Here is a 24,747-nt window from a genome sequence, read left to right as displayed (position 1 = left end):
ACTAAGCGGTCGCTTATGGGGTTTGTCGAGTGTGGCCCCGAGCGGGACTCCCCGGCGGGTGGATCAGTCCTGCGCGGCGCCCTCGAACGTCGCCGCGTGGACCGCCTCGAACAGCGCCCTCACGTCCTGCCCGGTCAGCCCCGCCGACCGCGCCTCGTGCATCCACTCCGTCAGCGCGGTCTGCAGGGGAGAGTCCGGTCCCGCCTGGGGGCGGGCGAGGGAGCGGGTGATGAACGTGCCCGCTCCCTGGCGGACCTCGGCGAGGCCGGCGCGCTCCAGCTCGCGGTACGCCTTGAGCGTCGTGTTCGGGTTGACCTTGGTGGCCGCCGCGACCTGGGCCGCGGTCGGCAGCCGGTCGCCCTCCACCAGCGCGCCCATGCGCAGGGCCTGTTCGACCTGCCGCACGATCTGGAGGTACGTGGCCACACCGCTGCGCCGGTCGATGCGGAATTCGACCACTGTCCCCACTCTCTGCTCGTTTGCGGACACTTTACGTACCTGCGGTCCCCGGTCGCCCTAGAGGGGCCGCCGCGTCGACCACCACAGGACGAAGACCGCCACGGCGGCGGTGGCACCGAGCAGCACCGCGGCGCCGGTCCACTGCATGCCCGGCATCTGGTCGTAGCCGAAGTACTCGACCACGTTGTTGACGATGCCGTGTTCCTTGACGCAGGCGTTGGAGGCCTTCTCGGTCGGTTCGGCGCAGGTGCCCCACCCGAAGAGCTGCCCGTCGGCGGTGCCGATCCAGCGGTCCGCCTCCACGACGCTGCTGCTGTTGACTAGGTCAGGCGTATCGGCGTTCAGCGGCCATGTGATGACGCGCGGGGTGGCGAGGCGGTCACGGAACTCGCCCCAGGCCACCTGGACGACCAGGGCGAAGAAGAAGGTGGCCAGCATGGCGGGCAGCACCCTGCGCAGCAGCATGCCGATCGCGATGCCGCTGACGGTGAGGAAGAGGGAGAGCGCCGTCAGCATGGGGCCCGTGTTGTCGAACACCGAACCCGAGAGCCACTCCGAGAGGAGAAGATCGCGGTAGGGCTCCCACCACCAGAAGAACAGCGTGGCGAGCACGAGGGTGGACACCAGGACGAGCGAGAGGCACCAGCCCAGCTTGGCCGCGAGCCAGCGGCGGCGCGGCACCGACTGCGTGGTGACCAGCTGCGCGGTGCCGTGCTCCTGGTCGCTCGCGATCAGCGGGGCGCCGAGGAAGACGCCGAGGACGACGGGCAGGGCGCCAAGGGCCTCGGCGATGTACTCGTAACTCTGCGGCGCCGATTCCAGGCTGACGTCCTTGTCCGGCCAGCCCATGCCGGCGAGCATGTCGGCCATCGCGCCGCGTTCGTAGACGATCGTGGCCGCGCCCAGTACGACCAGGGCGACGACGAGCCACGTCGTGGTGCGGTGCTGGCGCAGGACGAGCCAGGTGAGCCCGTGCACCAGGCCCGGCTTCTTGGCGGACTGCCCGGTGCGCGGCTGCTCGGTCAGGGTGGTGCTCATGCGGCGGCGATCCCCTCGGTCCGGATGCGTGCGTCCTCGACGCGTGCGTCGTGCGTGAACAGCGGCTCCGCGTCGGGTGAGCGGAGGTAGGCGAGCAGGACTTCCTCCAGGCTCGGCTCGGAGACCTCCCAGTCCGGGGCCAGCGGGCCGCCAGGACGCAGGAGGGCGCGGAACTGGCGCCCCTGGAGCCGGAATTCGACCACCGAGTGGGGGGTGAGGTCCGCGGGAGGGGTGCCGTCGGGGGCGAGTCCGGTCACCAGGGTGTGGGCCGGGACCAGTTCGTCGGTGTCGCCCGCCATCCGGAGGCGGCCGTCCGCGATGACCAGGAGGAAGTCGCACATGTCCTCCAGCTCGGCCAGCATGTGGGAGGACATCACCACCGTCGTGCCGCGCTCGACGGCCTCGGACATCAGCAGGGAGCCCATCTCGTCCCGGGCCAGCGGGTCGAGGTCGGCCATCGGCTCGTCGAGCAGCAGCAGATCGGGCCGCTTGCCGAAGGCGAGCGCGAAGGCGACGCGGGTGCGCTGACCGCCGGAGAGCGTGCCGACCTTGGCCTCAAGGGGAACGTTGCCGGAGCGCACGATCCGCTCGGCGGCGGCCATGTCCCAGCCGGGGTTGAGCTCTTGGCCCATGCGCAGCGTGTCGGCCACGCTGAACCGCTTGAACAGCGGCTTGTCCTGCGAGAGGAACGCGAAGCGAGGCATCGCGGAGGGATCGTCCACCGGCACACCGAAGACGCGCAGGTCACCCTCTGTCGGGGTCACCAGGCGGGTCGCGAGCCCCAACAGGGTGCTCTTTCCGGCGCCGTTGGGGCCGACGAGACCGCAGATCCGTCCGGCGGGCAGCCGGAAGGAGCAGTCGCGCAGCGCCCATCCGCGGCGATAGCGCTTGCCCAGGCCGCGGGCCTCGAGCGCGGTCGCGCCCAAGGATCCGGTGGCCTCGGTGGGGTCGGCAAGGGTCATGTCCACGCGCACCTCTCTCGATTCCATTAAACAATTAATGGAATCATGATCTGCGCGGCGCGGACCTGTCAAACCACCAGGTCGTCCCTCCATCTGCTCGTGGGGCCGGGAACGACGACGGCCCCTGCTTGCGCAGGGGCCGTGCGAAGTGGGGGAGCGGTCGGGGTCAGTCGTTGTTCGCGCCGTTGCCCGACACCGCGGGGATGTCGCTGAGGAGGTGCGACAGCGGCTCGTCCTGCTTGGCCTGCGTGGAGTTCTCGGCGCACTGCTGGTTCTGCGGCGCCGAGAGGACCGGGATGTCCTGGACCGCGACCGGCACGAGGATGCCGACGAGGGAGCCCACGTTCGCCTTGACGGGAACACCGGCGCAGAGCTTGTTCAGGGAGCTGTCGACCAGACGCCCCTGTGCACTCAGGTCCCCCTCGGTGGTGCTGTTGCCGAACGCCTGCTCGGCGCCGTTGCCGCTGAGCGAGGTCGTGCCGGTGTCGTCGCCGACCGCGGCCGCGCTCCCGGCGCCGCCGGCCAGGGCGACAGCGGCGAGGCTCAGGGCGAGGGGGAGGTTACGGGTACTCATGTCACTCCAGAACGGAAGTCAGTTGCCTTGCCAGAGGGGCCAGTACATCCAGCAATGCCCCGCTCCCTGGTCAATTCGCCCGTTCGCGGAGTGTCGGCGGAGCGAAGCTGACCACGGCCTACGGCTGCGGCACCGCCTTCGTCGGCATCGTGGACTCACGCTGGTGCGGGATCAGGAGCGAGGGAAGCTCTCCCTGCTGCACGTGCACGGTCCTGACCGGGGACGGCACCCGGATGCCCTCGGCGCGGTAGCGCTGGTGGAGCTGCTTGATGAACTCGTGCTTGATGCGGTACTGATCGCTGAACTCGCCGACGCCCAGGATCACCGTGAAGCTGATCCGCGAGTCACCGAAGGTGTGGAAGCGCACGGCCGGTTCGTGGTCGGGAAGGGCGCCGTCGACGTCCTTCATGACGTTCTCCACGACCTCGGTCGTGACGCGCTCGACCTGCTCCAGGTCGCTGTCGTAGCTGACGCCGACCTGGACCATGATCGACAGGTCCTGCTCGGGGCGGCTGAAGTTGGTCATGTTCGTGCCCGCGAGCTGGGCGTTGGGGATGATGACGAGGTTGTTCGACAGCTGACGCACCACCGTGTTGCGCCAGTTGATGTCGACGACGTAGCCCTCCTCGCCGCTGCTGAGCTTGATGTAGTCGCCCGGCTGCACCGTCTTCGCGGCGAGGATGTGCACGCCCGCGAAGAGGTTGGCCAGGGTGTCCTGGAGGGCGAGGGCCACCGCGAGGCCGCCGACGCCGAGCGCCGTGAGCAGCGGGGCGATGGAGACGCCGAGCGTCTGCAGGACGACGAGGAAGCCCATCGCGAGCACGACGACGCGGGTGATGTTGACGAAGATCGTCGCTGATCCCGCGACGCCCGACCGCGACTGCGCGACGGACTTCACCAGGCGCGTGACCACGCGGGCCGCCGTCAGGGTCGCGGCGAGGACGAGCAGGGCGGTCAGCGTCATCGAGACGTTGCGGCCGGTCCTGGGGGTGAGCGGGAGGGCCGCGGCGGCGACGGCCGCGCCCGCGGTTATCGCCGCGCAGGGGACCAGCGTGCGCACGGCGTCGACGATGACGTCATCGCCGCTCCACCGGGTCCTGCTGGCCCGTTCGCCCAGCCACCGCAGGATCATGCGCAGCAGCAGACCCGCCGCGATGCCAACGGCCACCGCGATACCGGCGGTGATCAGGTCGTGCCATGTGAGGGCTCGCTCCATCAGTTCATTCTCCAGGTTGTGCGGGCGCACCGGACGTATGTTCGTGGTCCGGCGCGAGCGTCATCCTGCCCCATGGGTGCGGCGCCGTTGCCGGGGGCCCGCACCAGCCTGCCCTCAACTCGCCGGGCGCAGGGCGAAATCAGACATCCCGCGCCGAACCGGCTGACTCCAGGTCAGCTCCCAGCTCCCCGGCGCCGCTCGCCGCTCCCCACGCCCTGTCACCGGCTACGGCTTGCGCGCCACGCCCGCGTACATCGACACCGATGTCCCGTTCCTGACCTCGTCGACACCGAGCTCCGGATGCCAGTCCGGCAGCCAGCCGATGCCCGGGTCCAGCAGCTCCAGGCCGTCGAAGAACCGCTCCACCTCGGCCCGTGAGCGCGGCACGAGCGTGACGCCGCCGGCCTTGTACATCTCCACGGCCTGCCGCGTCCGCTCCGGATCGAAGTCACCGGCCACCTGGGACAGGACCAGGTGGCTGCCCGGTGCGAGGGCGGCCACGAGCCGCGCCACGACGTCGTACGCACCGTCGTCGTCGCTGATGAAGTGCAGCAGCGCGTTCAGCGACAGGGCGATCGGCCGGGTGAAGTCCAGTACGCCCTCGGCCTGTTCGAGGATCTTGTCAGGCTCGCGCGCGTCCACCTGGAGGAACTCCGTCGCCCCCTCGGGCGTACCCCGCAGCAGCGTCTCCGCGTGCGCGAGCACGGTCGGATCGTTGTCCACATACACGACACGTGCCTCGGGGGCGGCCGACTGGGCGATGCGGTGCAGGTTCGGCTCGGTGGGGATCCCTGCGCCGATGTCCAGGAACTGGCGTATCCCGGGCCCTCCCACGAGGTGGCGCGTGGCGCGCTGCATGAACCAACGGTTGTGCTGCGCGTAGTACTTGGCCTGCGGTTCGAGCGAAACGATCTGGAGCCCGAGCTCCTCGTCCACCGGGTAGTTGTCCTTGCCGCCCAGGTACCAGTCGTAGACCCGGGCGGGGTGTGCCTTGCTGGTGTCGATCGGGTGGGTGGCGGGCGGCGGGATCGCGGTCATGCGTCAACTCCCAGTGAGCGGGCGGGCGTTCAGCCGGACTTCGCGTGCGTCCGGTCATCGTGCCCGCTCGGCCCACCAGGCTCAAGCGCCTCCCGACTCAGGCACCACTGGGGTCCCGCAGCAGACTGCCCGCCCCCGGCACGTGCGGAGGCAGGCCCAGCTCGGTCAGGATCCGGTACGCCGTCGCGGTGGCCGCCGACAGGACGGGCAGGCCCGCCGCGTCCTCCACCGCCTGGATCGACGCCAGCGAAGGCATCTGCACACACGCCGAGAGGACGAGCGCGTCGGCGCGGCCGAGGTCCACGCGGCGCCAGTGGTCGCGCAGGTCGGCGGGGTCGAGCCGGGCGACCGCGAGGTTGTCCGGCACCTCCAGGCTGAGTGCGTCCACGACCTCGATCCCGGTGTCCTCGATGTAGTCGGCGACCAGACGCGTGAGCGGCTTCATGTACGGGGTGATGATCGCGACCCGCGACGCCCCGAGCGCCTTGACGCCGTCGAGCAGGGCGCCCGCGCTGGAGATCACCGGAGCCTGCGCGCCCTCGGAGCGCAGGGCGGCGGTGATCTCGTCCTCCGCTGTGCAGTGGTGTCCGGGACCCTGCGCCATGATCGCGACGAGGCATGCCGTGGCGACCACGTCGGGCCGCGCGTCGGCGAGTTCGAGCGCGGCGCGCTCGGTCTGCGCATTCATGGCCTTGAGCTGCTCCGGCGTCACGTGCTTCATGCGCATCCGGCTGCTGTGGAAGACGAACCGGTCCTGCGGGGCCACGGACTCGCGGTCGCGCAGCATGCGCGGCAGCTCCGTCTCCATCGTCAGGTTCGAGCTGGGCACGATCATGCCGATGTGGTGGTCGGTCGCGGTCGTAGCTGTCGTCGCGGTCACTGCCACGGGATCCTCCGGATGTTCTCGTACGACTGCGCGTACGGCTATGAGTCCTCGGTGAGTCCCTCCCAGTGATCGGCGAGGGACGTGAGGAGGTGCATGACTTCTTCGCGCCGCTCGCCCCCGAACGGCTCAAGGAGCCGCTCGTCGAGCTCACGGGCGCGACGGTTGGAGTCGTGGAGGGTGCGCTCACCCTCCTCGGTCAGATAGAGCAGCTTGCGGCGGCCGTCGTCGGCGGCCGTCCTGCGCAGGAGCAGCCCCCGGTTCTCCAGGCGCCGTGCCACGTCCGCCATCGTCGACGTGTCCAGGGCGACCGCCGACGCCATCGACCGCTGGTCGCGGCCCGGCGATGCGTCCACGGCCTGCAGCACGGCGAACTGCGGTCCGGTGAGCGTGGGGTCCACCGCGCGGATCCAGACCGCGAGGTACGCCTGGTACAGGCGCCGTACCTGATATCCGGGCGCTGCCGTGAGGGCGGCGGGCGGACCGGGCCGCCCGTCCTGCGCAGACGTCGTGGTGGAGGTTTCGTCAGCCATGGAGCCCACTTAAGCACGGTGGTTGATCGGTTCGGGCGGTCAGGTCAGCATCGGGCGCAGCGCCTCGCGCAGGGCGGAAAGGGCGGCGCGGGTGCTGTCCCAGAACAGCATGTGACCCGCGTCCGGGATGCTGCCGATGGCGGCCGACGGGTGCAGCCGCGCGGCCTCGGCGGCGCCCGCCGCGGTGACGACGGGGCTGTCCGCGCCGTACAGGAGCGCCGTGGGTCCCGGCACGGAGGGCCACCAGGAGAAGAAGTCCTCGGTCTCGAAGCCGCGGTGCGTGGCGGCGATCGCCTCCGCGTCGCAGCTCGCGAGCCAGCGGGCCCGCAGCTCCTGCTCCCGGCGCGGCCAGCGCGGCCAGGACAGGGCCACCTCGTCCGCGTCGGTGCCGCGCCGGGCCTGTGCCAGCTGGTCGAGGAAGGCCTCCAGGGGTGTCGGATAGGGCCCGCGTCCGGGGCCGCTCATCGGCGGGTCCCCGAGGACCGTGCCGCGCAGCGCCACCTTGCCGCGGACCGCGGTCACCGCGGCGATGCGCGCGCCCATGGAGTGCCCGAACAGGACAGGACGGTCGAGGCCGAGCCCGGTGACGACGGCTTCGACGTCCTCGGCGTACTCATCGAGGGAGTAGGCGCCGCCGCTGTCGGAGAGCCCGCGTCCCCGGACGTCGAGCACCAACGGGCGTACGTCATCCGTGAGTTCGCGCGCCACGAAGTCCATCGTGACGGCGGGGCTGGTGATGCCGGGCAGGACGAGCAGCGGGATGCCGGGGCCGCCGTAGTCGAGGACGTGCAGTCGCGCGCCGCCCGAGCGGACCCAGCGGCCGGTCGCGGGGACGTCGGCCAGGTCGGCGAGGGCGGACTGCGGCAGGCAGCGGTGGGGCGCGGTCATGCGTTCCTCCCGGGGAGGGCTTCGAGGTAGTCGGTCGCTTCCTTGAGGTCGATGACGTCGCCGTACTTGGCCTGGATGTCGAAGAGGCTCGCCTCGTGCGGTCCCGCGGCACGGTCGCCGACGCAGGCGCGCGGCACGAGCACCGAGAACCCGCTCTGCACGGCGTCGACCGCGCTCGCCCGTACGCAGCCGCTGGTCGTAGCCCCGCACACCAGGACGGTGTCGCGGCCCAGACCGGTGAGCAGGGCGGCGAGCGAGGTCCCGAAGAAGGCCGAGGCGCCCTTCTTCACCACCATCAAGTCCTGCGGCTCACGCGGCAGTCGGGGGTCGAGTGCCACCTCCTCGCTGCCCTCGACCAGGGACCGCATGCCCTGGGCCTTGTGCAGCCAGGTGACGGCGTCACCCGTGGCCTCGGCGGGCGTGTAGGCGATCGCGGTGAAGATGACGGGCACGTCGGCGGGACGCCCACGCTCGATCAACTCTCCTACCGAGCCCACCACTTCACTGAGGTCCGCGCCCGAGGCGAATCCCTCCTCGGTGAAGCCGCGCGTGAGGTCGACGACCAGGATCGCGGGGCGGGTGCCCCGGCGCACGGGAGCGCCGAATCCGGCTCGTTCGTAGGTACGTTCCGTCTCCTGGCCGTAGTTCACGAGGCCCTCCCCGGCGCGCGCAGGGCCCGCAGAGTCCGCAGCTCCCGCGCCTGTGCGCCGAGCCGGCCCAGCAGCCAGCCCTCGAAGAGACCGAGGGCGAAGGCACCCGCGACGACGCCGTACTTGGCGGCGGCCGGTCCCAGAAGCATGGAGAGACCGTCGAGTTCGGCCTCCGCCACGGGCACGGGGCGGGCCGCTTCCCGCACCACTCCGGGCGCCACGGACGGAAGACCCGAAGGAGCCGGTGCCCGGTCCTGGTCGAGCAGGCTCCCCAGGTTCTGCGCGAACTGCTGCAGGATCCGGTCGGACACCGTCGCGATGGCCCCCTTCCCGAACTGCGCGATCTTGCCCCGGATCACCAGATCCGTGGAGATCTTGAGCAGCGTGCCATCGGCCGCCGGAAGCACGTCGAGCGCGACCTCGGCCTCCGCGTCGCCGCTGCCGTGGGTGTCGGCGCCGCGCGCCTGGACCCGCAGCCGCCGCCCCTGCGGATCGACCTCCAGGAAGCGGACCGTACCGGCGTACGCGGCGCTGATCGGACCGACCTTGATCTTCACGGAGCCCTGCCAGGCGTCTTGGTCACGCCCGTCGAGTGCGGCGCCCGGCATGCACGAGGCGACCCGCTCGACGTCGTTCATCAGGGCGAAGACCTCGTCCGGCGAGGCCTTGACCGGGACCGAGTTGGTGAGCTGCATCAGAACTCCTTGGGACAGCGCCGGGCGACGGCGCACCCGTCGATCGCCTCGACGATGGTCTGGTAGCCGGTGCACCGGCAGAGGTTGGAGGCGACGACCTCGCGGATCTCGTCCTTGGTCGCCTCGGGCCGCTCGGCGAGGAACCCCTCGGCGAGCATCAGGAAGCCGGGGGTGCAGAAGCCGCACTGCAGGCCGTGGTGCTCGCTGAACGCCCTTTGCAGATCGCTCAGTTCGGCCCCGTCCGACAGTGACTCGACCGTGCGGATCCGAGCACCCTCGGCCTGCGCCGCGAACATCAGGCACGCCCGTACGGGCCGGTCGTCGACCAGGACCGTGCACGCACCGCAGATGCCGTGCTCGCAGCCGACGTGCGTGCCGGTCAGGCGCAGATCGTGCCGGAGCACGTCGACGAGGGTGCGCCGGGGCTCGGTGATCACTTCGTGCCGCTCGCCGTTCACGTCGAGCGTGAGCAGCAGCACATCGGCGGTACTGCCGGTGTCGGTCAGGTGGCCGGTGTCGGTCATGAGGAGAGCTCCAGGTTCAGGGCGCGGTGCACCGTCTCCGGGGTGATGGGGGTGTGGTCGAGCTCGACGCCCGTGGGGAGCAGGGCGTCGTTGACGGCGTTGAGCACGGCGGCCGGCGCCCCGATGGTGCCGCCCTCGCCCGCGCCCTTCGCGCCCGTCTCGGTGAACGCGCACGGAGTCTCCAGGTGGTGGATGAGCACGTCGGGGATCTCGTGGGCGGTGGGCACCTTGTAGTCCATGAAGCTGGTCGCCGACGGCTCGCCCTGGGCGTCGTACGTCACCTGCTCGAAGAGCGCGCCCGCGATGCCCTGCGCGATGCCGCCCCGGCACTGGCCCTCCACGACCTGCGGGTTGATCGCCACACCGCAGTCCTCGACGCAGACGTACCGCAGGATCTCCACCTGCCCGGTGCCTTCGTGGAGTTCGACGACCACGCCGTGCGTGGCGTTCGAGAAGGTACCGTCGTTGAAGACGTCGAACGTGGCGGTGGCGCTCAGGCCCGGCTCGATGTCCTTGGGCAGCAAGTGCGCCTGGAGGTAGGCGATGTCGGCCAGCTCCTCGTACGTCAGGGTGGTGCCGTCACGGAGTCGTGCGGCGCCATCCGCGAGCTCCACGTCCTGCGGCCCGACCTCCCAGCGCGCCGCCGCGATCCGGCACAGCTTCTCGCCGAGCTTCGCCGCCGCGAGCCGCACCGCGCTGCCGCCCACCGTGATCGAGCGGCTCGCGAAGGTCCCCCAGCCGTAGGTGATGCGCTCGGTGTCCCCCTGATGCAGCTTCACCTTGCCGATGTCCAGGCCCAGTTCGTCGGCGACGATCTGCGCCATCGTCGTCTCGTGGCTCTGCCCGTGGCTCATCGTGCCGGTGGTGACGGTCACCGCGCCGCTGGTGTCCATCCGGACCTCGGAGATGTCGAAGCCGGGGACGACCCGCATCTTGCGCTGCGCGAAGGCCGCGGAGCCGTATCCGGTGCGCTCGCTGAAGCAGGAGTAGCCGATGCCGATGTGCCGCCCCTGCGCTGCCGCCGCCGAGCGCTTCTCGTACCAGCCCTCGTCCTTGACGATCCGCTCGCACAGGTTCAGGGACTCCAGATAGGAGCCCGGGTCGTACGTGATGTTGTTGACGCCCGTGTAGGGGAACTCCGTGATGACGTTGCGGCGGCGGATCTCGACCGCGTCCAGGCCCAGTTCACGCGCGGCCCGCTCGAAGAGCCGCTCCACCACCATCACGTACTGCGGACGGCTCACTCCCCGATAGGGCGCGGTGGGCGCCTTGTTGGTGGTGACCGCCCGGCCGCGCACCCGGTAGGCGGGCACCTTGTAGACACCCGGCATCTCCGCCGACGCCATCAGCGGCTCGATGCCCGCCGTGAACGGATAGCAGGAGTAGGCGCCCATGTCGCACACCACATCGGCGTCGAGGCCGAGGATCCTGCCCTCCTCGTCGAAGGCCGCCCGCACGTCGTAGTGCTGCTCGCGCGCCAGGAAAGAGGCGGACAGGGCGTCCTTGCGGTCCTCGATCCACTTCACCGGCCTGCGCAGCCGCAGCGCCGCGGCTGCCGCGGCGATCTCCTCGCGCCCGACCACACACTTCTGTCCGAAGCCGCCGCCCATGTCGGGCACCACGACACGCACCGCCCTCTCGTCCAGGCGCAGACAGCGGGACGCCACCGTCCGTACCTGGTGCGGGACTTGCGTGCAGGTCTGCAGGACGAGCTGCTCCTCGCGGTCGTCCCAGTGGGCGACGACACCGCGCGTCTCCAGGGGCAGGGCGTTCTGCCGGCCGGTCCGTGACGCGACGTGCACGACGCAGGCGGCGGCGTCGAAGATCTCGTCGATGCCGTCCGTGGCGAAGAGCGAGACGTCCACGAGGGTGTTGCGCGCCGCCTCCTCGTGGAGCAGGGGCGCCCCGGGTGCGAGGGCGGCCTCCTCGGAGGTGACCGGCTCAAGGGGCGCGTAGCTGACCTTGGCCGCTTCCAGGCCGTCCTCGACGGCGTACGCGTTCCTCGCGACGACGATCGCGACGGGCTCCCCGACGTAGCGGACCCGGTCGCGGGCCAGGACGGGCATCGCCGTCGGCACGAACTCCGAGAGCGGGCGGCCGAGTTGGGCCGTGATGTCGGTGAGCTCCAGGTCGTCGGCGGTGAACGCCGCGACGACGCCCGGCACGTCGCGCACCGCCGTCAGGTCGATCGAGGTGATGTCGCCGTGCGCGACCGTGCTGCGCACGAACTGGGCGTGCAGCATGCCCGGCAGCGCGATGTCGTCGACGAACCGGCCACGGCCGGTGAGGAGCCGTGGATCCTCGCGCCGGGCCACGGACCGCCCGACCAACTGTCCTTCCTTCACTGGCTCGTTCATCGGGCCATCGCCTCCTCACAGGCACGCAGGACCAGCGTGCGGACGAGCTGCTTGCGGTAGTGCGTGCTGCCGGACGCGTCGGCCGGCGGTTCGACGGCATCCGCCGCCGCGGCCGCGCACTCGGCGAAGGAGCCGCCGCCCGCGAGGACGGCCTCCGCCTGCGGCACCCGGGTCACGGCGGCAGCGACCCCGCCGAGCGCGACGCGCCCGCCGTGTACCGCGCCGCCCTCGACGTCGAGGTCCACGGCGGCCGAGACGAGCGCGAAGTCCCCCTGCCGCTCGGCGAATTCGGTGAGCGCGGCGTGCGGTGCCGGGCGCGGGAAGACGATCTCGACGAGGATCTCGTCGAAGTCGAGGGCGGTGGTGTAGTAGCCGAGGAAGAAGTCCCCGGCAGCGATCCTGCGCTCGCCGCGCGGCCCGCGGGCCACGAACTCGGCGTCGAGCGCCAGGGCGAGCAGACACCACTCGGCGGTGGCATCGGCGTGCGCGATGCTGCCGCCGACCGTGCCGCGGGTGCGGATCGGCAGATGCCCGATCCACGGCATGGCCCGGCGCAGTACGGCGAAGTCCGCACCCAGCCGCCCCGCCGGGTCGCACTCCACCGTGTGATGCGTGGTGAGCGCCCCTATGCGAAGGCCGCCCGCCGCATCCGTGCGCAGCCGGTCGAGCTCCCGCAGGCCGCCTATGTCGACCAGGTGCCGTGGCCGGGCAAGACGGAAGTTCATCATCGCGACCAGGCTCTGGCCGCCTGCGACGACCTTGGCGTCGTCACCGAGCTCGGCGAGCAGCCGCGTGGCGCCGTCGAGGTCGCGGGCCCGGTGATAGGCGAAGGGGGCGGGCTTCATGGTCCTCCTGTCGTACGTTCGGTGCGTTCGTCCGCGTCAGAGCGCCGCTTGCTCGGTGACCGGCAGGGGTGACGCCGACGCGGACGCCGGGGGCTCCTCGTCCCCGTCCAGGGCGCGCCCCTTGGTCTCCGGTGCCGCCACCGCCATCCACACGACGGCGACCAGGACCGTCCCGCCGAGCACGGCGAACGTCAGCGGAAGTCCGAGCACCGGCCACATCACGGAACCGAAGAGCAGCGGCGCGAACCCGGTGAGCGCCCGGCTGACCGAGGAGGCCCAGCCGAAGCCGCTGGCCCGCAGGGGAGTGGGGTAGAGCTCGGAGACGTACGCGTACAGGGCGGGGATGGCCAGCTGGGCCAGGAAGCCGAAGACGCCGATGGCCACGACCGAGCCGGTCGGCAGGTCCCGCACCAGGGCGAACACCACCAGGGCCAGCGAGGCGACCGGGGCCGAGACGCCGATCAGCCACTTGCGGCCGACGAGGTCGACCAGGGCGGTGGAGACCAGGACGCCGACGATGCCGACGCCGCTCATCAGGGTGGTGCTCATGAACGCGGCCGTGTCGCCCTGGCCCTCCTCCTTGAGGATCGAGGGCATCCAGCTCAGCGCCGCGTAGTAGACGAGCATGATCGTGGAGAAGAGCAGCCAGGCCGCGGAGGTGATGCGCGGGCTGAAGGCCCAGATGCGGCGCAGCTGGTCGACGGCGGCGGCCACACCGCGCGGCCCGTCGTCCGGCACGGGATCGGGGATGACGTAGGGCTCCACGGGCGCGCCCGTCCGCGCCACCAGGTCGTCGATGACCTTGCGCGCCTCGACCTCGCGGCCCTTCTTCGTCAGATAGATCGGGGACTCGGGGATGCCGCGCCGGGCCCAGAAGAGCAGGAGCGCGGGCAGCACCATCGTCGCCAGCATCCACCGCCAGTTGCCGTCGAGGGTCAGCATCGCCGTCGAGACGAGCCCGCACAGGGTCACGCCCACCGGCCACCACGCGTCGAGCGCGGTCAGGATCCTGCCCCGGTACTTGCGCGGCGAGAACTCGCCCACCAGGGCGTAGTCCACGGGGATGCAGCCGCCGAGCCCCACACCCGCGAGGAACCGCAGCGCGAGGAAGACCGGATACGTCGGCGCGAGCGCACCGAGCACCGAGAACATGGCGAAGATCAGCAGCGTGACGCTGAAGGCCTTCTTGCGGCCGATCCGGTCGGCGACCGCGCCCCAGGCGACGGCGCCCACGGCCATCCCCACCAGGTTCGCGGTGGCCACGAGGCCGCGCTCGCTGAGCGAGAGGTCGAAGTGCTTGCCGAGGAGCGGCATGAGGAAGCCGTTCAAGGCGATGTCGTACGCGTCGAAGAGGTAGCCGAGGCCACCGATGATGAAGATCTTGCCCTGGACCGACCATCTCCAGGGGAGTTCCTGAACGATCTGATCGCCTGTTTTCACGTTCGCTCCAAGGGGGATCAGCGAGGGGGATCAGCGGGTGAACTGGTAGGAGAACGCGCCGAGATCGGGGTCGTTCAGCGGGCTGCCGCCCCAGAGCCAGTCGTACGAGAGATCGGACTCGCCGTCGAAGTCCCGCCGGAGCTTCTCGTCCCTGGCCCGCTGCTCGGGGCCGTCGGGGAAGTGGTAGAAGGTCTTGTTCTGCAGTGAGGCGTCCTGGACCATCCCGGCGTGCTTGGCGCGCCGGTCGACATAGCGGCGCAGCGCCGCCTCGATGCCGTCCGTCGTGACCGCGCCCAGTTCCTCGGCGAGCACGGCGGCGTCCTCCATGGCCTGGGATGCGCCCTGTGCCTGGTAGGGGAGCATCGCGTGGCACGCGTCGCCGAGCAGGGCGACCCGGCCGTCCTGCCACACCGGGTCGCGGCGCCGGTGGTAGAGCGCGAAGCAGGAGACGTCCTCCTTCGCCTTGGAGAGCATCGCGGGGACGCGGTCGTCCCAGCCGGGGAAGGCGTCGACGAGGTCCTGCGCGGTGGCGGCCACGGACCACTTCTCGGCGACCTCGTCCGTGCAGGGCACGCAGGCCACGATGTTGAGGAACTCGCCGCCGCGGATCATGTAGTGCACGAGGTGCCGGTCGGGTCCGTACCAGATCGTGGACTGGTAGCGGTCCACCAGCCAGCGCGTCGCCGGGTCGGCCGCGATCAACTCGCCCGGTATGAGCGCCCGGTAGGCCATCTCCCCGGAGAACAGCAGGGTGTCGGGGGCGCCCATCAGGTCGCGTACCTGGGAGCGGATGCCGTCGGCGCCGATGACGACGTCGGAGGTGTACCGCCGGCCGTCGTCCGTGACCGCCACCGGACGCGCGGGGTCCGTGCGGTCGAGTTCGACGACCTTGCTCGCGGTGTGCAGCGCGACGACGGGGCCGGGGCCCGCCGGGTCGACGCAGGCGTCCATGAGGACGCGGTGCAGATCGGCCCGGTGGTAGTGCCAGTACGGCGCGTTGAACTGCTCCTTGCAGCGCCGTCCGAGCGAGGTCAGGCCGACGACGCTGCCGTCCTTCCAGCGCCGGCGCACCTGGTCGAGCGGCTCGGTGTGAATGGCCTCCAGCTGACGGCGGAGCCCCAGGCCGAGCAGGACGCGGCTGGCGTTCGGCGCCGTCTGGATGCCCGCGCCGACCTCGCCGAGCTGCGGCGCCTGTTCGAGCACGGTGACCCGCAGACCGCGGTGCCGCAGCGCGAGGGCGGCGGTCAGGCCACCGAGACCGCCTCCGACGACGGTGACTTCGTACGACTGGCTGGACGCCACGCTTCCTCCATCTTCCTGGTACGTAGGGGCAGTTGGTGCGCGGTCAGCGCTCGGTGAGACGGCCGCCCGTCACGACCTCGGTGTCGTCGACCCGGACCGTGCAGCCCCGCATGGCGATGTCGAGATGGGCGTACGACTCGCGCCCGAGGACGGGGTGCGGTCCGGTGGACCACAGGAAGTTCCCTGCGAAGGCGCGGGCGTCCATGCCCATCAGGTCGTCCTTGCCGTACATCGCGGTGGCGAACCAGTCGGCCGTACGCATCAGGCCCCAGCCCATGTGGGAGAGGCTGCGCGCCCACTGGTCGTCGGCGTCCTCGAAGAACGTGTTCAGGAGCTCGGCCTCGGCGCCGCCCGACACCTTCTCGATCTGCCCGCCCGCGATCTGCAGGGTCACCGGCTGGCGCACGTACTCCTTGAAGGGCAGCAGGATGTCGCCCTCGGCGAGCACGATCTGGCCATCGGAGATCTCGGGCCAGGCGAGCACCATGGTGCTCGGCCAGTGGTCCCAGCGGCCCGGGTCGTCGGCGAAGCCGCACTGGAACTCGGGCTTGGAACCGGCGAGTTGCACGGTCAGGTCCGTGCCCGCGTCCGAGGTGACCTTCATGACGGACGACTGCTTGAGCAGCTGGACGCCTTCGAGCACCTCGTCCTTGTCGGCCTCCTTGGGCAGATTGCGGATGAGGACGTCGGGTGCGTCACAGACGAAGATGATGCGGGTGCCGGCGCGCAGGATCTCCTGCTGCACCGGCGCGTGGATGAAGCCCTCGCGGGTGAGGTCGACGACCAGATCGGCGGACTTCAGCAGGTCCTGCGCGGTGGAGTCGTTGAGCACGGACACGAGGCCGGGGCCCGCGCCGGTGTGGGTGCTCGGCATCGGCGCGGGGCTGCCGCCGGGGACGGTCGCGGCGATGACATGGGCGCCGCAGGTCTTCGCGGCGCCGAACGCCGCCGCCACGTAGTCGCCGCGGCTGCCGGGCTCGGAGAGGACGACGACGTGCTCGCCCTCGCGCAGCTTGCACAGCCGCAGCTCGCGGGTGAACGCGTCGAGCAGATCGACGGACGAAAGATCGAACACGGGGGATCCCTTCTTTCGGGCTGCCGCGGACATGCGGGCAGCACGACTCCGGACACATCGTGCGAGGGGAGTTGTGGGGGAGCTATGAGGTGCTCAGGCAGGCCTGACCGGCCCGCCGTACAGGGTCTGAACTGCGGTTACGAGGCGGTGGGTGACCGCCCGACTGAGATAATCCGAACACGTACTATCTCCCTTGGCAAGGGGTCGCGCACGGAGTTAACCCGGGTGTTTCCTGACGGGTCATCAGGACAAAGGGGCGGTGCGAAGGGGGTTCCCCGTCGCACTTGGATATGCAAGTCTCCTCCTAAATCTCCGGGAGCAGTCGTTGACCCACTGGTCAACAGGGCTGCCCTGGCCTCGACATGGGGTGAAGAAGTGTTGCGGAACGGGACACGGGGGCACGATCTCGCCTCGCTGCGCCGGCTGAACACCACCGTCGTGCTGCGCGCCCTGCACCACCGCAGCCCGCAGACCCTCGCGGAGCTCGCCGCGGGCACCGGACTCTCCCGGCCCACCGTGGAAGCCGCCGTCGAGGAGCTGACCGCGCACGGCTGGGCGGGGGAGGCCGAGCGTGACGACGGAGAGCGCGCGCCGGGGCGCCCGGCGAGGCGGTTCCGCTTCCGCGTGGAGGCGGGCCGTGTCGTGGGCGCCGACATCGGCCTGCACAAGATGGTGCTGCTGCTCGCCGATCTCGGCGGGACGGTGCTCGCCGTGCGGCGCGAGGACATCGACCCGGAGCTGGGCGGAGCTGGGCGGCTCGGCCTTCTCCGCAAAGGGCTCGAAGCGTTTCTGGACGCGCACTCCGTGCGGCGCGACGACATCCTCGCCCGCTGCGTCGGCGTACCCGGCGTCGTGGACGCGGGCGGCACCATCACCTCCCACGTGATCCCCGAGTGGTCCGGCGTCGACCTCGGGCGGCTCCTCGCCGACGGGGAGCCGGGCCACACCCTCGTCGAGAACGACGTGAACCTCGCCGTGCTCGCCGAGCGCTGGCAGGGCGCCGCCACCCTCGCCGGTGACGTCGTCTGCGTCCTGACCGGCCACCGCGTGGCGTGCAGCCTCACCATCGGCGGGCGGCTGCACCGGGGCAGGCGCGGCGGAGCGGGCGAGCTGGGACTGCTTCCGCTGCTCGGCATGAACACCGCGCAGGACGCGCTCAGTTGGAAGGGCGCCCGGCGCACCGGCGAGTCCGAGGTGGCGGCCCTCGCGCGCGCCGCGGACACCGGCGACCCGCGTGCCCTCGCGGCCGTCGCCGACTTCGCCGACCGCATCTCGCCGGGCATCGCCGCCCTCGCCCTGGCCGTCGACCCGGAGCTCGTGGTGCTCACCGGCGGCGCGACCCCGCTCGGCGGCCATCTCGTGCCGCTGATCGAGGACAGGCTGCGACCGCTGACCCTGCACGTCCCGCGCATCGCGCTGAGCACGCTCGGCGAACAGGGCGTCGCGATCGGCGCCGTACGCAAGGCACTTGACCAGGTTGAATCCGATCTCCTGACGGATTCGGCGTCGTAGGAAAGCTCCAGGGCGGCTCCGGGAAACACCGGGGCGCCCGTGGAAGAGCCGGAAGCGGAGGCGCACATGCGCAGGAGGACTCTGCTGTACGGAGCGATGGCGGCGCCGCTGCTCGCCGCCTGCTCCGGCCAGAGCGAAGGCAAGGAGAGCGGTGGCAGGACCACCCTCTCGTACGGGGTGTGGGACGTGGCCCAAGTGCCGGGCCTGCAGAAGGTGATCGACGCCTTCGAGAAGGAGAACCCCGGCATATCCGTGCGCATGGAGCTCACGCCGTGGTCGAGCTACTGGACCACCCTGAAGACCGCGATGCGCGGCGGCACGGCCCCCGACGTGTTCTGGATGAACGCCGTCAATCTGCAGCTCTACGCCTCGAACGGCGTCCTCGAACCCCTGAGCGGACACATCAAGAGCGACGCGACCCCCGTGGACCGCCATCCCGACGCGCTCGTGAAGATCTACGCCTATCAGGGCACGCAGTACGGCATTCCCAAGGACTTCGACACCATCGGCCTCTGGTACAACAAGGCGCTCTTCGACAAGGCGGGCATCAAGTACCCCGACGCGACGTGGACGTGGGACGACGTGCGCGACGCCGCCGCCGAACTCACCGATCCGCGTCGGCGGGTGCACGGCATGGCCGCCGAGATGGACCGCCAGGCCCAGCTCTACCCGGCCATCCACGGAGCGGGCGGCTATGTCCTTGAGGACGGGAAGTCCGGCTTCGGTGACGAGCGCTCCATCGAGGGCCTGCGCTACTGGACCGACATGATCGACCGCGGCTGGTCGCCGCCGCAGAGCGCGATGGTCGAGTCCAAGGCACGCAACCGCTTCTGGTCGGAGAAGGCCGCCATGGTCTACGAGATATCCGCGTTCTCAGGGCAATATCATGCCGTTCCCGCGATCAAGGACCACGGCGGAGTCACCGTCCTGCCCAAGGGTCGGGAGCGCGCCACCATCATCCACGGCCTCGCCAACGTCATCTCCGCCAAGAGCCGCAAGAAAGAGGCCGCCTGGAAATTCGTCCACTTCATGGCGGGCCGCAAGGCCGCCGAGATCCAGGCGTCGGCGGGCATCACCATCTCCTCGTACGAGGGGACGCAGGACGCCTGGTTCAAGTCGATGCCCCAGTTCGACCTGAAGTGCTTCGTCGAGATGCTGGAGTACGCCGTGCCGTACCCGAGCTCGAAGAACACCGCGGTCTGGGAAAACCTCCAATACCCGCTCCTGGGCGCCGCGTTCAGCGGCAAGGGCGGCATCGAGAGCGCCGCCCGCACGCTGGGCGAGCAGATGGACCGAGCCCTGAAGGGGGAGCGCGCATGATGAGTGTCTTTCCCTCCACGGCAGCGGCGAAGAAGGCGGGCCGCAGCAAACCGGCGGCGTCCTGCTCGCCCAAGTCCCGCAACCAGAAAGCCGCTTACCTCTTCGTCGCGCCGCTCGGCATCGGCTTCGCCGTCTTCTACTTCTGGCCGCTCCTGCAGACCTTCTTCTACAGCTTCACCGAGTTCGGGGCGTTCGGCGGCAACACCTGGGTCGGCACCGACAATTACGTGCGCGTCCTGAAGGACGTCACCGTCTGGCAGGCGCTCGGCAACACGCTGATCTACTGCGTCATCGGGCTGCTCGCCCTGCCGCTCGCTATCGGCGTCGCGGCGCTGCTCAACCGGCGCGGACTGCGCGGTGTCGCGGTCTACCGCGCCCTGTACTTCATCCCGTTCGTGACGCTGCCCGTCGCCGTCGGCCTGGTCTGGAACTGGCTCTACAACGGCGACTACGGACTGATCAACGAAGTCTTCGAGTGGTTCGGCGCCGACCGCCGCTACTGGATCTCCGACCCCTCGACCGCCGTGTACGCGATCGGCACCGTCATGGTCTGGTCGACCACCGGCTACTACTTGATCATCTTCATGGCGGGCATCAAGGGCATCCCGCAGGACTACTACGAAGCCGCCGAGCTGGACGGCGCCGGGCCGCTGCGCCGCTTCTTCACGATCACGCTGCCGCTGCTCAGCCCGACGATCTTCTTCGCGTCCATCATCTGCATGATCAACTCGCTGCAGACCTTCGACCTGATCTACATCATGATGGCCGAGAAGAACCCGGCCATCGGCGACACCCAGTCGGTGGTGAGCCTCTTCTACAAATGGGCTTTCATCGAGAACGCCCAGGGCGCCGCCGCCGCGCTCGCCTTCCTGCTCATGCTGATCATCGCGGCGCTGACGCTGGTGCAGTTCAGGCTGCAGAAGAGGTGGGTGCACTATGCGTGAGTCCTCCGTACGCCCCGCGAGCCGGCGCCGATTCAACGCCGGTTCGGTCGCCACCCACGCGGCGCTCTCGCTCGGCGCCCTGGTGATGGTCTTCCCCTTCCTGTGGCAACTGCTCACCGCCGCCAAGTCCCTTGCCGAGACGGCGAAAGTGCCACCGACCTTCCTGCCCGACACCTGGAACTGGTCGAGCTTCGAAGAGGTCTTCACCGCCTTGCCGTTCCGGGAGATGCTGTTCAACAGCGTCTTCAACACCGTGGGGCGCACGGTCGGGCAGCTGGTGTTCTGCTCGCTCGCCGCCTACGCCTTCGCGCGCATGCAATTCCGGGGCCGAAACGCCCTGTTCGCGCTCTTCCTCTCCGTCCTGATGGTGCCGAGCTCGCTGCTCGTCCTGCCGCAGTACGACATCATCCAGCGGCTCGGCCTGCTCAACTCGGCACCGGCACTGTTCCTGCCGGGCATGTTCAGCGCGTTCGGGACCTTCATGCTGCGGCAGTTCTTCCTCACGCTCCCCAAGGAGCTCGAGGAGGCCGCGCGGATCGACGGCGCGGGTCCGTTCCGGATCTTCTGGTCGATCATGCTGCCGCTCGTGCGGCCGGCGCTCGCCGCGCTCGCGGTCATCACCGCGATGTGGTCGTGGAACGACCTCCTGTGGCCGCTCATCGTCAACACCGATCCCCAGAAGATGCCGATCAGCGCGGGACTGACCTCGCTGGAGGGGCAGTTCGAGACCAACTACCCGGTGATGATGGCCGGTTCGCTCATCGCGAGCCTGCCCATGCTCATCGTCTACGTCTTCCTGCAGCGGCACTTCGTGCAGAGCGTCGCGCTCTCCGGCTCTAAGAGCTGATCCCCTTTCAGGAACCAGGAAAGGTAACTCCCTTCATGCGACCGCTTCACATCGGCCTGATCGGCGCGGGCGGCATCGCCCGCGCCCATCTCCCCGGCTGGCTCGAACTGGGTGCGCGCGTCAGCGTGTACACCGTGGACGGCTCTGCGGAGAAGCTCGCCGCCGAGTACGCGGGGCACGAGGTCGCCGCGTCGGCGAGCCTCGACGCACTGCTCGCCGACTGCACGTCCGTCGACATATGCACGCCCACCCCCACCCACAAGGAGCTCGCCCTGGCGGCCGTCGCCGCGGGCCGGCACGTCATCTGCGAGAAGCCCCTCGCGCTCAACACCTCCGACGCCGAGGAGATCGCGGCAGCCGCCGAAGCGGCGGGCGTCCGGCTGCACCCCGCCCACGTCGTGCGGTACTTCCCGGCGTACGCGGCGATGCAACAGGCCGTCGAACGGGGCGAGTTGGGTGACCTCGCGGTGCTGCGGTTCACGCGCGGCGGCGCGCGCCCGCGGTGGGCGCCCTGGTTCGGTGACCCCGCCAAGTCCGGCGGCGTCATCATGGACCTGATGGTGCACGACATCGACATCGCCCGCTGGATCGCCGGCGACGTGGTCCGCGTGCACGCGCAGACGCGCGGCGTCGAGCACGCCACGGGCGGCCCGGAGGCCGAGGTCGTCTCGGCGACCGCCGTCCTCACCCACGCCTCCGGCGCGATCAGCCACGTCACCGGCCTCTGGGGCCTGCCGGACCAGCGGTTCCGTACGACGTTCCGGATCGCGGGCGGTGACGGGCTGCTGCGGCACGACTCCACGTCCGTGCCGGGCTACCGGATCACCGCGCAAGGGGTGCGCGCGGCCAACGAAGGCATCCCGTCGAGCCCGATGTCGGAGAGCCCCTACCTGGCCGAGCTGCGGGAGTTCGCGGCTTCGTGGGAGGAGGGCGGCCGTGAGCCGCGGGTGAGCGCGCGGGACGGGATCGAGGCGGTACGGATCGCCGAGGCGGCGGTGGAGTCGAGCCGCACGGGCCGGGCGATCGAGCTCGGGGCAGGCCGGGCGATCGAGATCGGGACGGATGCCAGGATCACCAAGGAGGTCACGCGATGAAGGTCGCCGTGCTGTCGTTCGCCCATGTCCACGCGGCCGGATATCTGCGGCTCCTCTCCCGTATGCCGGGTGTCGAGGTCATCGGCAGCGATCCGGACACCGGGTCGGCCGCGCCCGGCGAGGTGCGGGGACGCGCCTTCGCCGAGGAGAGGGGGGTCGCGTACGCGGATTCGTACGAGGAGGTCTTCGCCTGGGGCCCGGACGCGGTGATCGTCTGCTCCGAGAACGCGCGCCACCGCCCGCTGGTGGAGCTCGCCGCGTCCCGTGGCGTGGACGTCCTGTGCGAGAAGCCGCTGGCCACGACGGTCGCGGACGGCGAGGCGATGCTCGCGGCCTGCCGGGCGGCCGGGGTGCGGCTCGCGGTCGCCTTCCCGGTCCGCTTCAGCCCCGCGTACGCGGCGGTCAAGGCGGCCGTCGCATCGGGCGATGCGGGCCGGGTCCTGACCGTGTCCGGCGCGAACAACGGCTCCATGCCCGCCTCGCGGCGCTGGTTCGCCGATCCCGAACTCGCGGGCGGCGGCGCCCTGATGGACCACACGGTGCACATCGCCGACCTCCTGGACGACCTCTTCGGCGATGCCCGCCCCGTCGACGTGTACGCGCAGACGAACAACCGCATGTACGAGGGCGAGGTCGACGCCGAGACGAGCGGCCTGGTCACCGTCACCTACGACAACGGCTCGGTGGCCACGATCGACTGCAGCTGGTCGCACCCGCGCTCGCACCACTCCTGGGGCGGGCTCGAACTGACGGTGGTCGGCGAGCGGGCGACCCTGGAGATGGACGCCTTCGACCAGTCGGTCCACGGCTACAGCGAACGCCACCGGCAGGGGCTCGAACTGCCCTTCGGTGCCGATCTGGACGAGCGGATGCTGCGGGCGTTCCTCCACGGGCCCGAGGAGGGCGGCATGGACGTGGCGGACGGCGAGGGCGGGCTGCGGACGCTGAAGATCGTGGCGGCGGGCTATGCGTCGGCCCGGAGCGGGGAGCCGGTGGCGGTGGGCTGAGGCACCGGGGCCGCGGCGCGGGCGCCGCGGCGTTCAGCCGCCGAAGAGCTGCGTCCAGTACGTCCCCGCCGAGCCGCCGCCCGCGAAGCCGACGCCGAGGTGGGTGAAGGAGGGCCCCAGGATGTTGGCCCGGTGGCCGGGGCTGTTCATCCAGCCGTCCACCACCTCGGCGGGCGTGCGCTGCCCGCAGGCGATGTTCTCGCCGATCGCGCGGTGCGTGCTGCCCGCGGCGGACGCGCGGTGCCAGGGTTCGCCGCCGTCGGGCGAGGTGTGGGCGTAGAAGGCGCGGGCGATCATGTCCGCGCTGTGGCCCTGCGCCGCCACGGTCAGGAGCGGATCGGGGGAGAGGGGGCGAAGACCGGCCGCCGTCCGCTCGGCGTTGGTGAGACGGAGCACGGCGGACCCCCACTCCGCGAGCCCCTGCGGGCTGAACGGGGTGGCCCACAAGGCCGTCCAGTAGACGTCGCCGGAGCGCGCGTCGGCGGTGTGGGCCACGCCGACCTGTGTGTACGCGCGGCTGAGCACCGTACGCCGTGACTGCTCGCCGGAGAGGCAGTACTCCACGAAGTCGGCGGGTGTGCGCGGCCCGGAGACCAGATGCTCGCCGGCGGCCAGGTACGCGTACCCGCCCGCGACGACGCGCTGGTAGAGCGAGGTGCCGTCCGCGTGCTCCGAGCTGAGCACGGCCCGCGCCGCCATCCCAGCGGCGTGCGCGCTCGCGGCGGCCGTCAGCCGGGCGTCGAGGGTGACGGGAGGCGCGCCCACCGACGCCCGCGCGGCGTTGACCAGCGGGAGGAAGCCGTCGGGGCCGGTCGCGGGCGAGCCGGTCGGCGCGGTCGTCGGAGCTGTCATCGGCGCCCCCAGGGGCGGCCCGGCAGCGGTCGGCGGCTGCGTGGCCTCGTCCTCCGCCACATCCACCCCGAAGTCCCTCGCCACCCCCGCGAGCCCGTCCGCGTACCCCTGACCGAGTGCCCGCAGCTTCCACCCCGGACCCCGGCGGTAGATCTCCGCGAGCAGCAGCACCGTCTCGCGGTCGGGGCGCGGCGGTGTGAAGTGGGCCACTGGCAGGCCGCCGGGCCCGTGCACCTGGAGCCCGATGACGGGCAGCCGACCCAGGGGAGTGCCCGGCTCGGCGGGGCTGACGGCTACGGTGACGCGGCTCGCACCGGCGCGCAGGCGCCGCCCGTCGACCGTGACCGTGTCGCCCTGGAGCCGCGCCCCGGCGGTGGCGGGCTGGTTGTAGAAGACGAAGTCGCCGTCGCCCGCGACCTTCCCGCTGTCGTCCGTGACGATCACGGACAGGTCGAAGGGGCCGGGCACCCGGAGGGTGACGGCCCCGTCCGGCAGCGGCACATTCCCCCCGGCAACCAGCTCGTTCATGCAAGGACAACGCGAGGCCGGCCCCGCGAGGTTCCCACCCCACAGTCCGCGGCGCGCAGAGCCGCCTCAAGGCTGAGGGCGGCTGAGACCGGAGGCGGATCCGCGCCGCGAAAGGCGCGTATTAGCGTAGGGGCCACGGGAAAGCACAATTCACCGACAGGATC

Annotated in this window: 24 protein-coding genes; 6 read left to right on the top strand and 18 right to left on the bottom strand. The window is 70.8% G+C overall.

Translation table 11 applies throughout. The features are described 5' to 3' along the window. Positions 1-63: 63 nt before the first annotated feature. From M4V62_RS06990 to M4V62_RS06910, 17 genes are all read right to left on the bottom strand, one after another. Positions 64-468: a GntR family transcriptional regulator gene (locus M4V62_RS06990; RefSeq protein WP_249586350.1), complete on the bottom strand. Its 405-nt coding sequence runs from the start codon at positions 466-468 to the stop codon at positions 64-66. 48 nt (positions 469-516) lie between these two features. Continuing rightward, positions 517-1,497 (bottom strand): ABC transporter permease, encoded by a 981-nt coding sequence (locus M4V62_RS06985; protein WP_249586349.1) that lies wholly within the window; start codon positions 1,495-1,497, stop codon positions 517-519. Then, positions 1,494-2,459, bottom strand: coding sequence for an ABC transporter ATP-binding protein (locus M4V62_RS06980; RefSeq protein WP_249586348.1), 966 nt, complete (start codon positions 2,457-2,459; stop codon positions 1,494-1,496). Before M4V62_RS06980 ends, M4V62_RS06985 begins: the two co-directional genes overlap by 4 nt. A 166-nt stretch (positions 2,460-2,625) precedes the next feature. Then, positions 2,626-3,033 (bottom strand): rodlin, encoded by a 408-nt coding sequence (locus M4V62_RS06975; protein ID WP_249586347.1) that lies wholly within the window; start codon positions 3,031-3,033, stop codon positions 2,626-2,628. A gap of 118 nt (positions 3,034-3,151) precedes the next feature. After that, complete coding sequence (locus M4V62_RS06970) at positions 3,152-4,249, bottom strand: mechanosensitive ion channel family protein (RefSeq protein ID WP_249586346.1); 1,098 nt, start codon at positions 4,247-4,249, stop codon at positions 3,152-3,154. A 225-nt stretch (positions 4,250-4,474) separates the two neighbouring features. Beyond that, complete coding sequence (locus M4V62_RS06965) at positions 4,475-5,287, bottom strand: SAM-dependent methyltransferase (RefSeq protein ID WP_249586345.1); 813 nt, start codon at positions 5,285-5,287, stop codon at positions 4,475-4,477. Positions 5,288-5,384: 97 nt separating this feature from the next. Next, the gene (locus M4V62_RS06960; RefSeq protein ID WP_283779149.1) at positions 5,385-6,122 is read right to left on the bottom strand and encodes a maleate cis-trans isomerase family protein; all 738 of its coding nucleotides are present in this window, start codon (positions 6,120-6,122) and stop codon (positions 5,385-5,387) included. Positions 6,123-6,211: 89 nt separating this feature from the next. Continuing rightward, complete coding sequence (locus M4V62_RS06955) at positions 6,212-6,703, bottom strand: MarR family winged helix-turn-helix transcriptional regulator (RefSeq protein ID WP_249586344.1); 492 nt, start codon at positions 6,701-6,703, stop codon at positions 6,212-6,214. 39 nt (positions 6,704-6,742) lie between these two features. Then, the gene (locus M4V62_RS06950; RefSeq protein ID WP_249586343.1) at positions 6,743-7,591 is read right to left on the bottom strand and encodes an alpha/beta fold hydrolase; all 849 of its coding nucleotides are present in this window, start codon (positions 7,589-7,591) and stop codon (positions 6,743-6,745) included. Then, a complete protein-coding gene (locus M4V62_RS06945; RefSeq protein WP_249586342.1) occupies positions 7,588-8,241 on the bottom strand; it encodes an isochorismatase family protein in 654 nt (217 codons plus the stop codon). Before M4V62_RS06945 ends, M4V62_RS06950 begins: the two co-directional genes overlap by 4 nt. Then, positions 8,238-8,936, bottom strand: a complete 699-nt coding sequence (locus tag M4V62_RS06940) for an SRPBCC family protein (protein WP_249586341.1) — start codon at positions 8,934-8,936, stop codon at positions 8,238-8,240. Before M4V62_RS06940 ends, M4V62_RS06945 begins: the two co-directional genes overlap by 4 nt. Beyond that, entirely contained in the window at positions 8,936-9,460 is a 525-nt protein-coding gene (locus M4V62_RS06935; RefSeq protein ID WP_249586340.1) for a (2Fe-2S)-binding protein, read from the bottom strand. The genes M4V62_RS06940 and M4V62_RS06935 overlap by 1 nt, the downstream gene beginning before the upstream one ends. Continuing rightward, on the bottom strand, positions 9,457-11,817 hold the full coding sequence (locus M4V62_RS06930) for a xanthine dehydrogenase family protein molybdopterin-binding subunit (RefSeq protein WP_249586339.1): 2,361 nt from the start codon (positions 11,815-11,817) through the stop codon (positions 9,457-9,459). The genes M4V62_RS06935 and M4V62_RS06930 overlap by 4 nt, the downstream gene beginning before the upstream one ends. Further along, positions 11,814-12,662 (bottom strand): FAD binding domain-containing protein, encoded by an 849-nt coding sequence (locus M4V62_RS06925; protein ID WP_249586338.1) that lies wholly within the window; start codon positions 12,660-12,662, stop codon positions 11,814-11,816. Before M4V62_RS06925 ends, M4V62_RS06930 begins: the two co-directional genes overlap by 4 nt. A 36-nt stretch (positions 12,663-12,698) precedes the next feature. Then, positions 12,699-14,102 carry an MFS transporter gene (locus tag M4V62_RS06920; protein ID WP_249586337.1) on the bottom strand — a complete coding sequence of 468 codons (1,404 nt, stop codon included), beginning with the start codon at positions 14,100-14,102 and terminating at the stop codon, positions 12,699-12,701. Positions 14,103-14,132: 30 nt separating this feature from the next. Further along, entirely contained in the window at positions 14,133-15,404 is a 1,272-nt protein-coding gene (locus M4V62_RS06915) for an FAD-dependent monooxygenase (RefSeq protein WP_249586336.1), read from the bottom strand. Positions 15,405-15,447: 43 nt separating this feature from the next. Beyond that, on the bottom strand, positions 15,448-16,479 hold the full coding sequence (locus tag M4V62_RS06910; protein ID WP_249586335.1) for a 2,5-dihydroxypyridine 5,6-dioxygenase NicX family protein: 1,032 nt from the start codon (positions 16,477-16,479) through the stop codon (positions 15,448-15,450). 378 nt (positions 16,480-16,857) lie between these two features. Between M4V62_RS06910 and M4V62_RS06905 the strand changes: the two genes are divergently transcribed. The 6 genes from M4V62_RS06905 to M4V62_RS06880 all read left to right on the top strand — a co-directional run bounded on the left by M4V62_RS06905 (position 16,858) and on the right by M4V62_RS06880 (position 23,203). Next, positions 16,858-17,991, top strand: a complete 1,134-nt coding sequence (locus M4V62_RS06905) for an ROK family protein (protein ID WP_249586334.1) — start codon at positions 16,858-16,860, stop codon at positions 17,989-17,991. A gap of 66 nt (positions 17,992-18,057) precedes the next feature. After that, entirely contained in the window at positions 18,058-19,311 is a 1,254-nt protein-coding gene (locus tag M4V62_RS06900; protein WP_249586333.1) for an ABC transporter substrate-binding protein, read from the top strand. Continuing rightward, positions 19,311-20,255: a carbohydrate ABC transporter permease gene (locus M4V62_RS06895; RefSeq protein ID WP_249586332.1), complete on the top strand. Its 945-nt coding sequence runs from the start codon at positions 19,311-19,313 to the stop codon at positions 20,253-20,255. Before M4V62_RS06900 ends, M4V62_RS06895 begins: the two co-directional genes overlap by 1 nt. Further along, positions 20,248-21,102, top strand: coding sequence for a carbohydrate ABC transporter permease (locus M4V62_RS06890; RefSeq protein WP_249586331.1), 855 nt, complete (start codon positions 20,248-20,250; stop codon positions 21,100-21,102). The genes M4V62_RS06895 and M4V62_RS06890 overlap by 8 nt, the downstream gene beginning before the upstream one ends. Positions 21,103-21,137: 35 nt before the next feature. Further along, a complete protein-coding gene (locus tag M4V62_RS06885; RefSeq protein WP_249586330.1) occupies positions 21,138-22,196 on the top strand; it encodes a Gfo/Idh/MocA family protein in 1,059 nt (352 codons plus the stop codon). Beyond that, complete coding sequence (locus tag M4V62_RS06880; protein ID WP_249586329.1) at positions 22,193-23,203, top strand: Gfo/Idh/MocA family protein; 1,011 nt, start codon at positions 22,193-22,195, stop codon at positions 23,201-23,203. The genes M4V62_RS06885 and M4V62_RS06880 overlap by 4 nt, the downstream gene beginning before the upstream one ends. A 33-nt stretch (positions 23,204-23,236) precedes the next feature. On the opposite strand, the gene M4V62_RS06875 is transcribed toward M4V62_RS06880, so the two are convergent. After that, positions 23,237-24,583: a CAP domain-containing protein gene (locus M4V62_RS06875; RefSeq protein ID WP_249586328.1), complete on the bottom strand. Its 1,347-nt coding sequence runs from the start codon at positions 24,581-24,583 to the stop codon at positions 23,237-23,239. Positions 24,584-24,747: the final 164 nt, after the last annotated feature.

It is taken from the genome of Streptomyces durmitorensis, from assembly GCF_023498005.1.
Lineage (GTDB): Bacteria > Actinomycetota > Actinomycetes > Streptomycetales > Streptomycetaceae > Streptomyces > Streptomyces durmitorensis.
The sequence above is the reverse complement of the archived record's forward strand: the minus strand, read 5'-3'. Positions and strand labels throughout refer to the sequence as shown.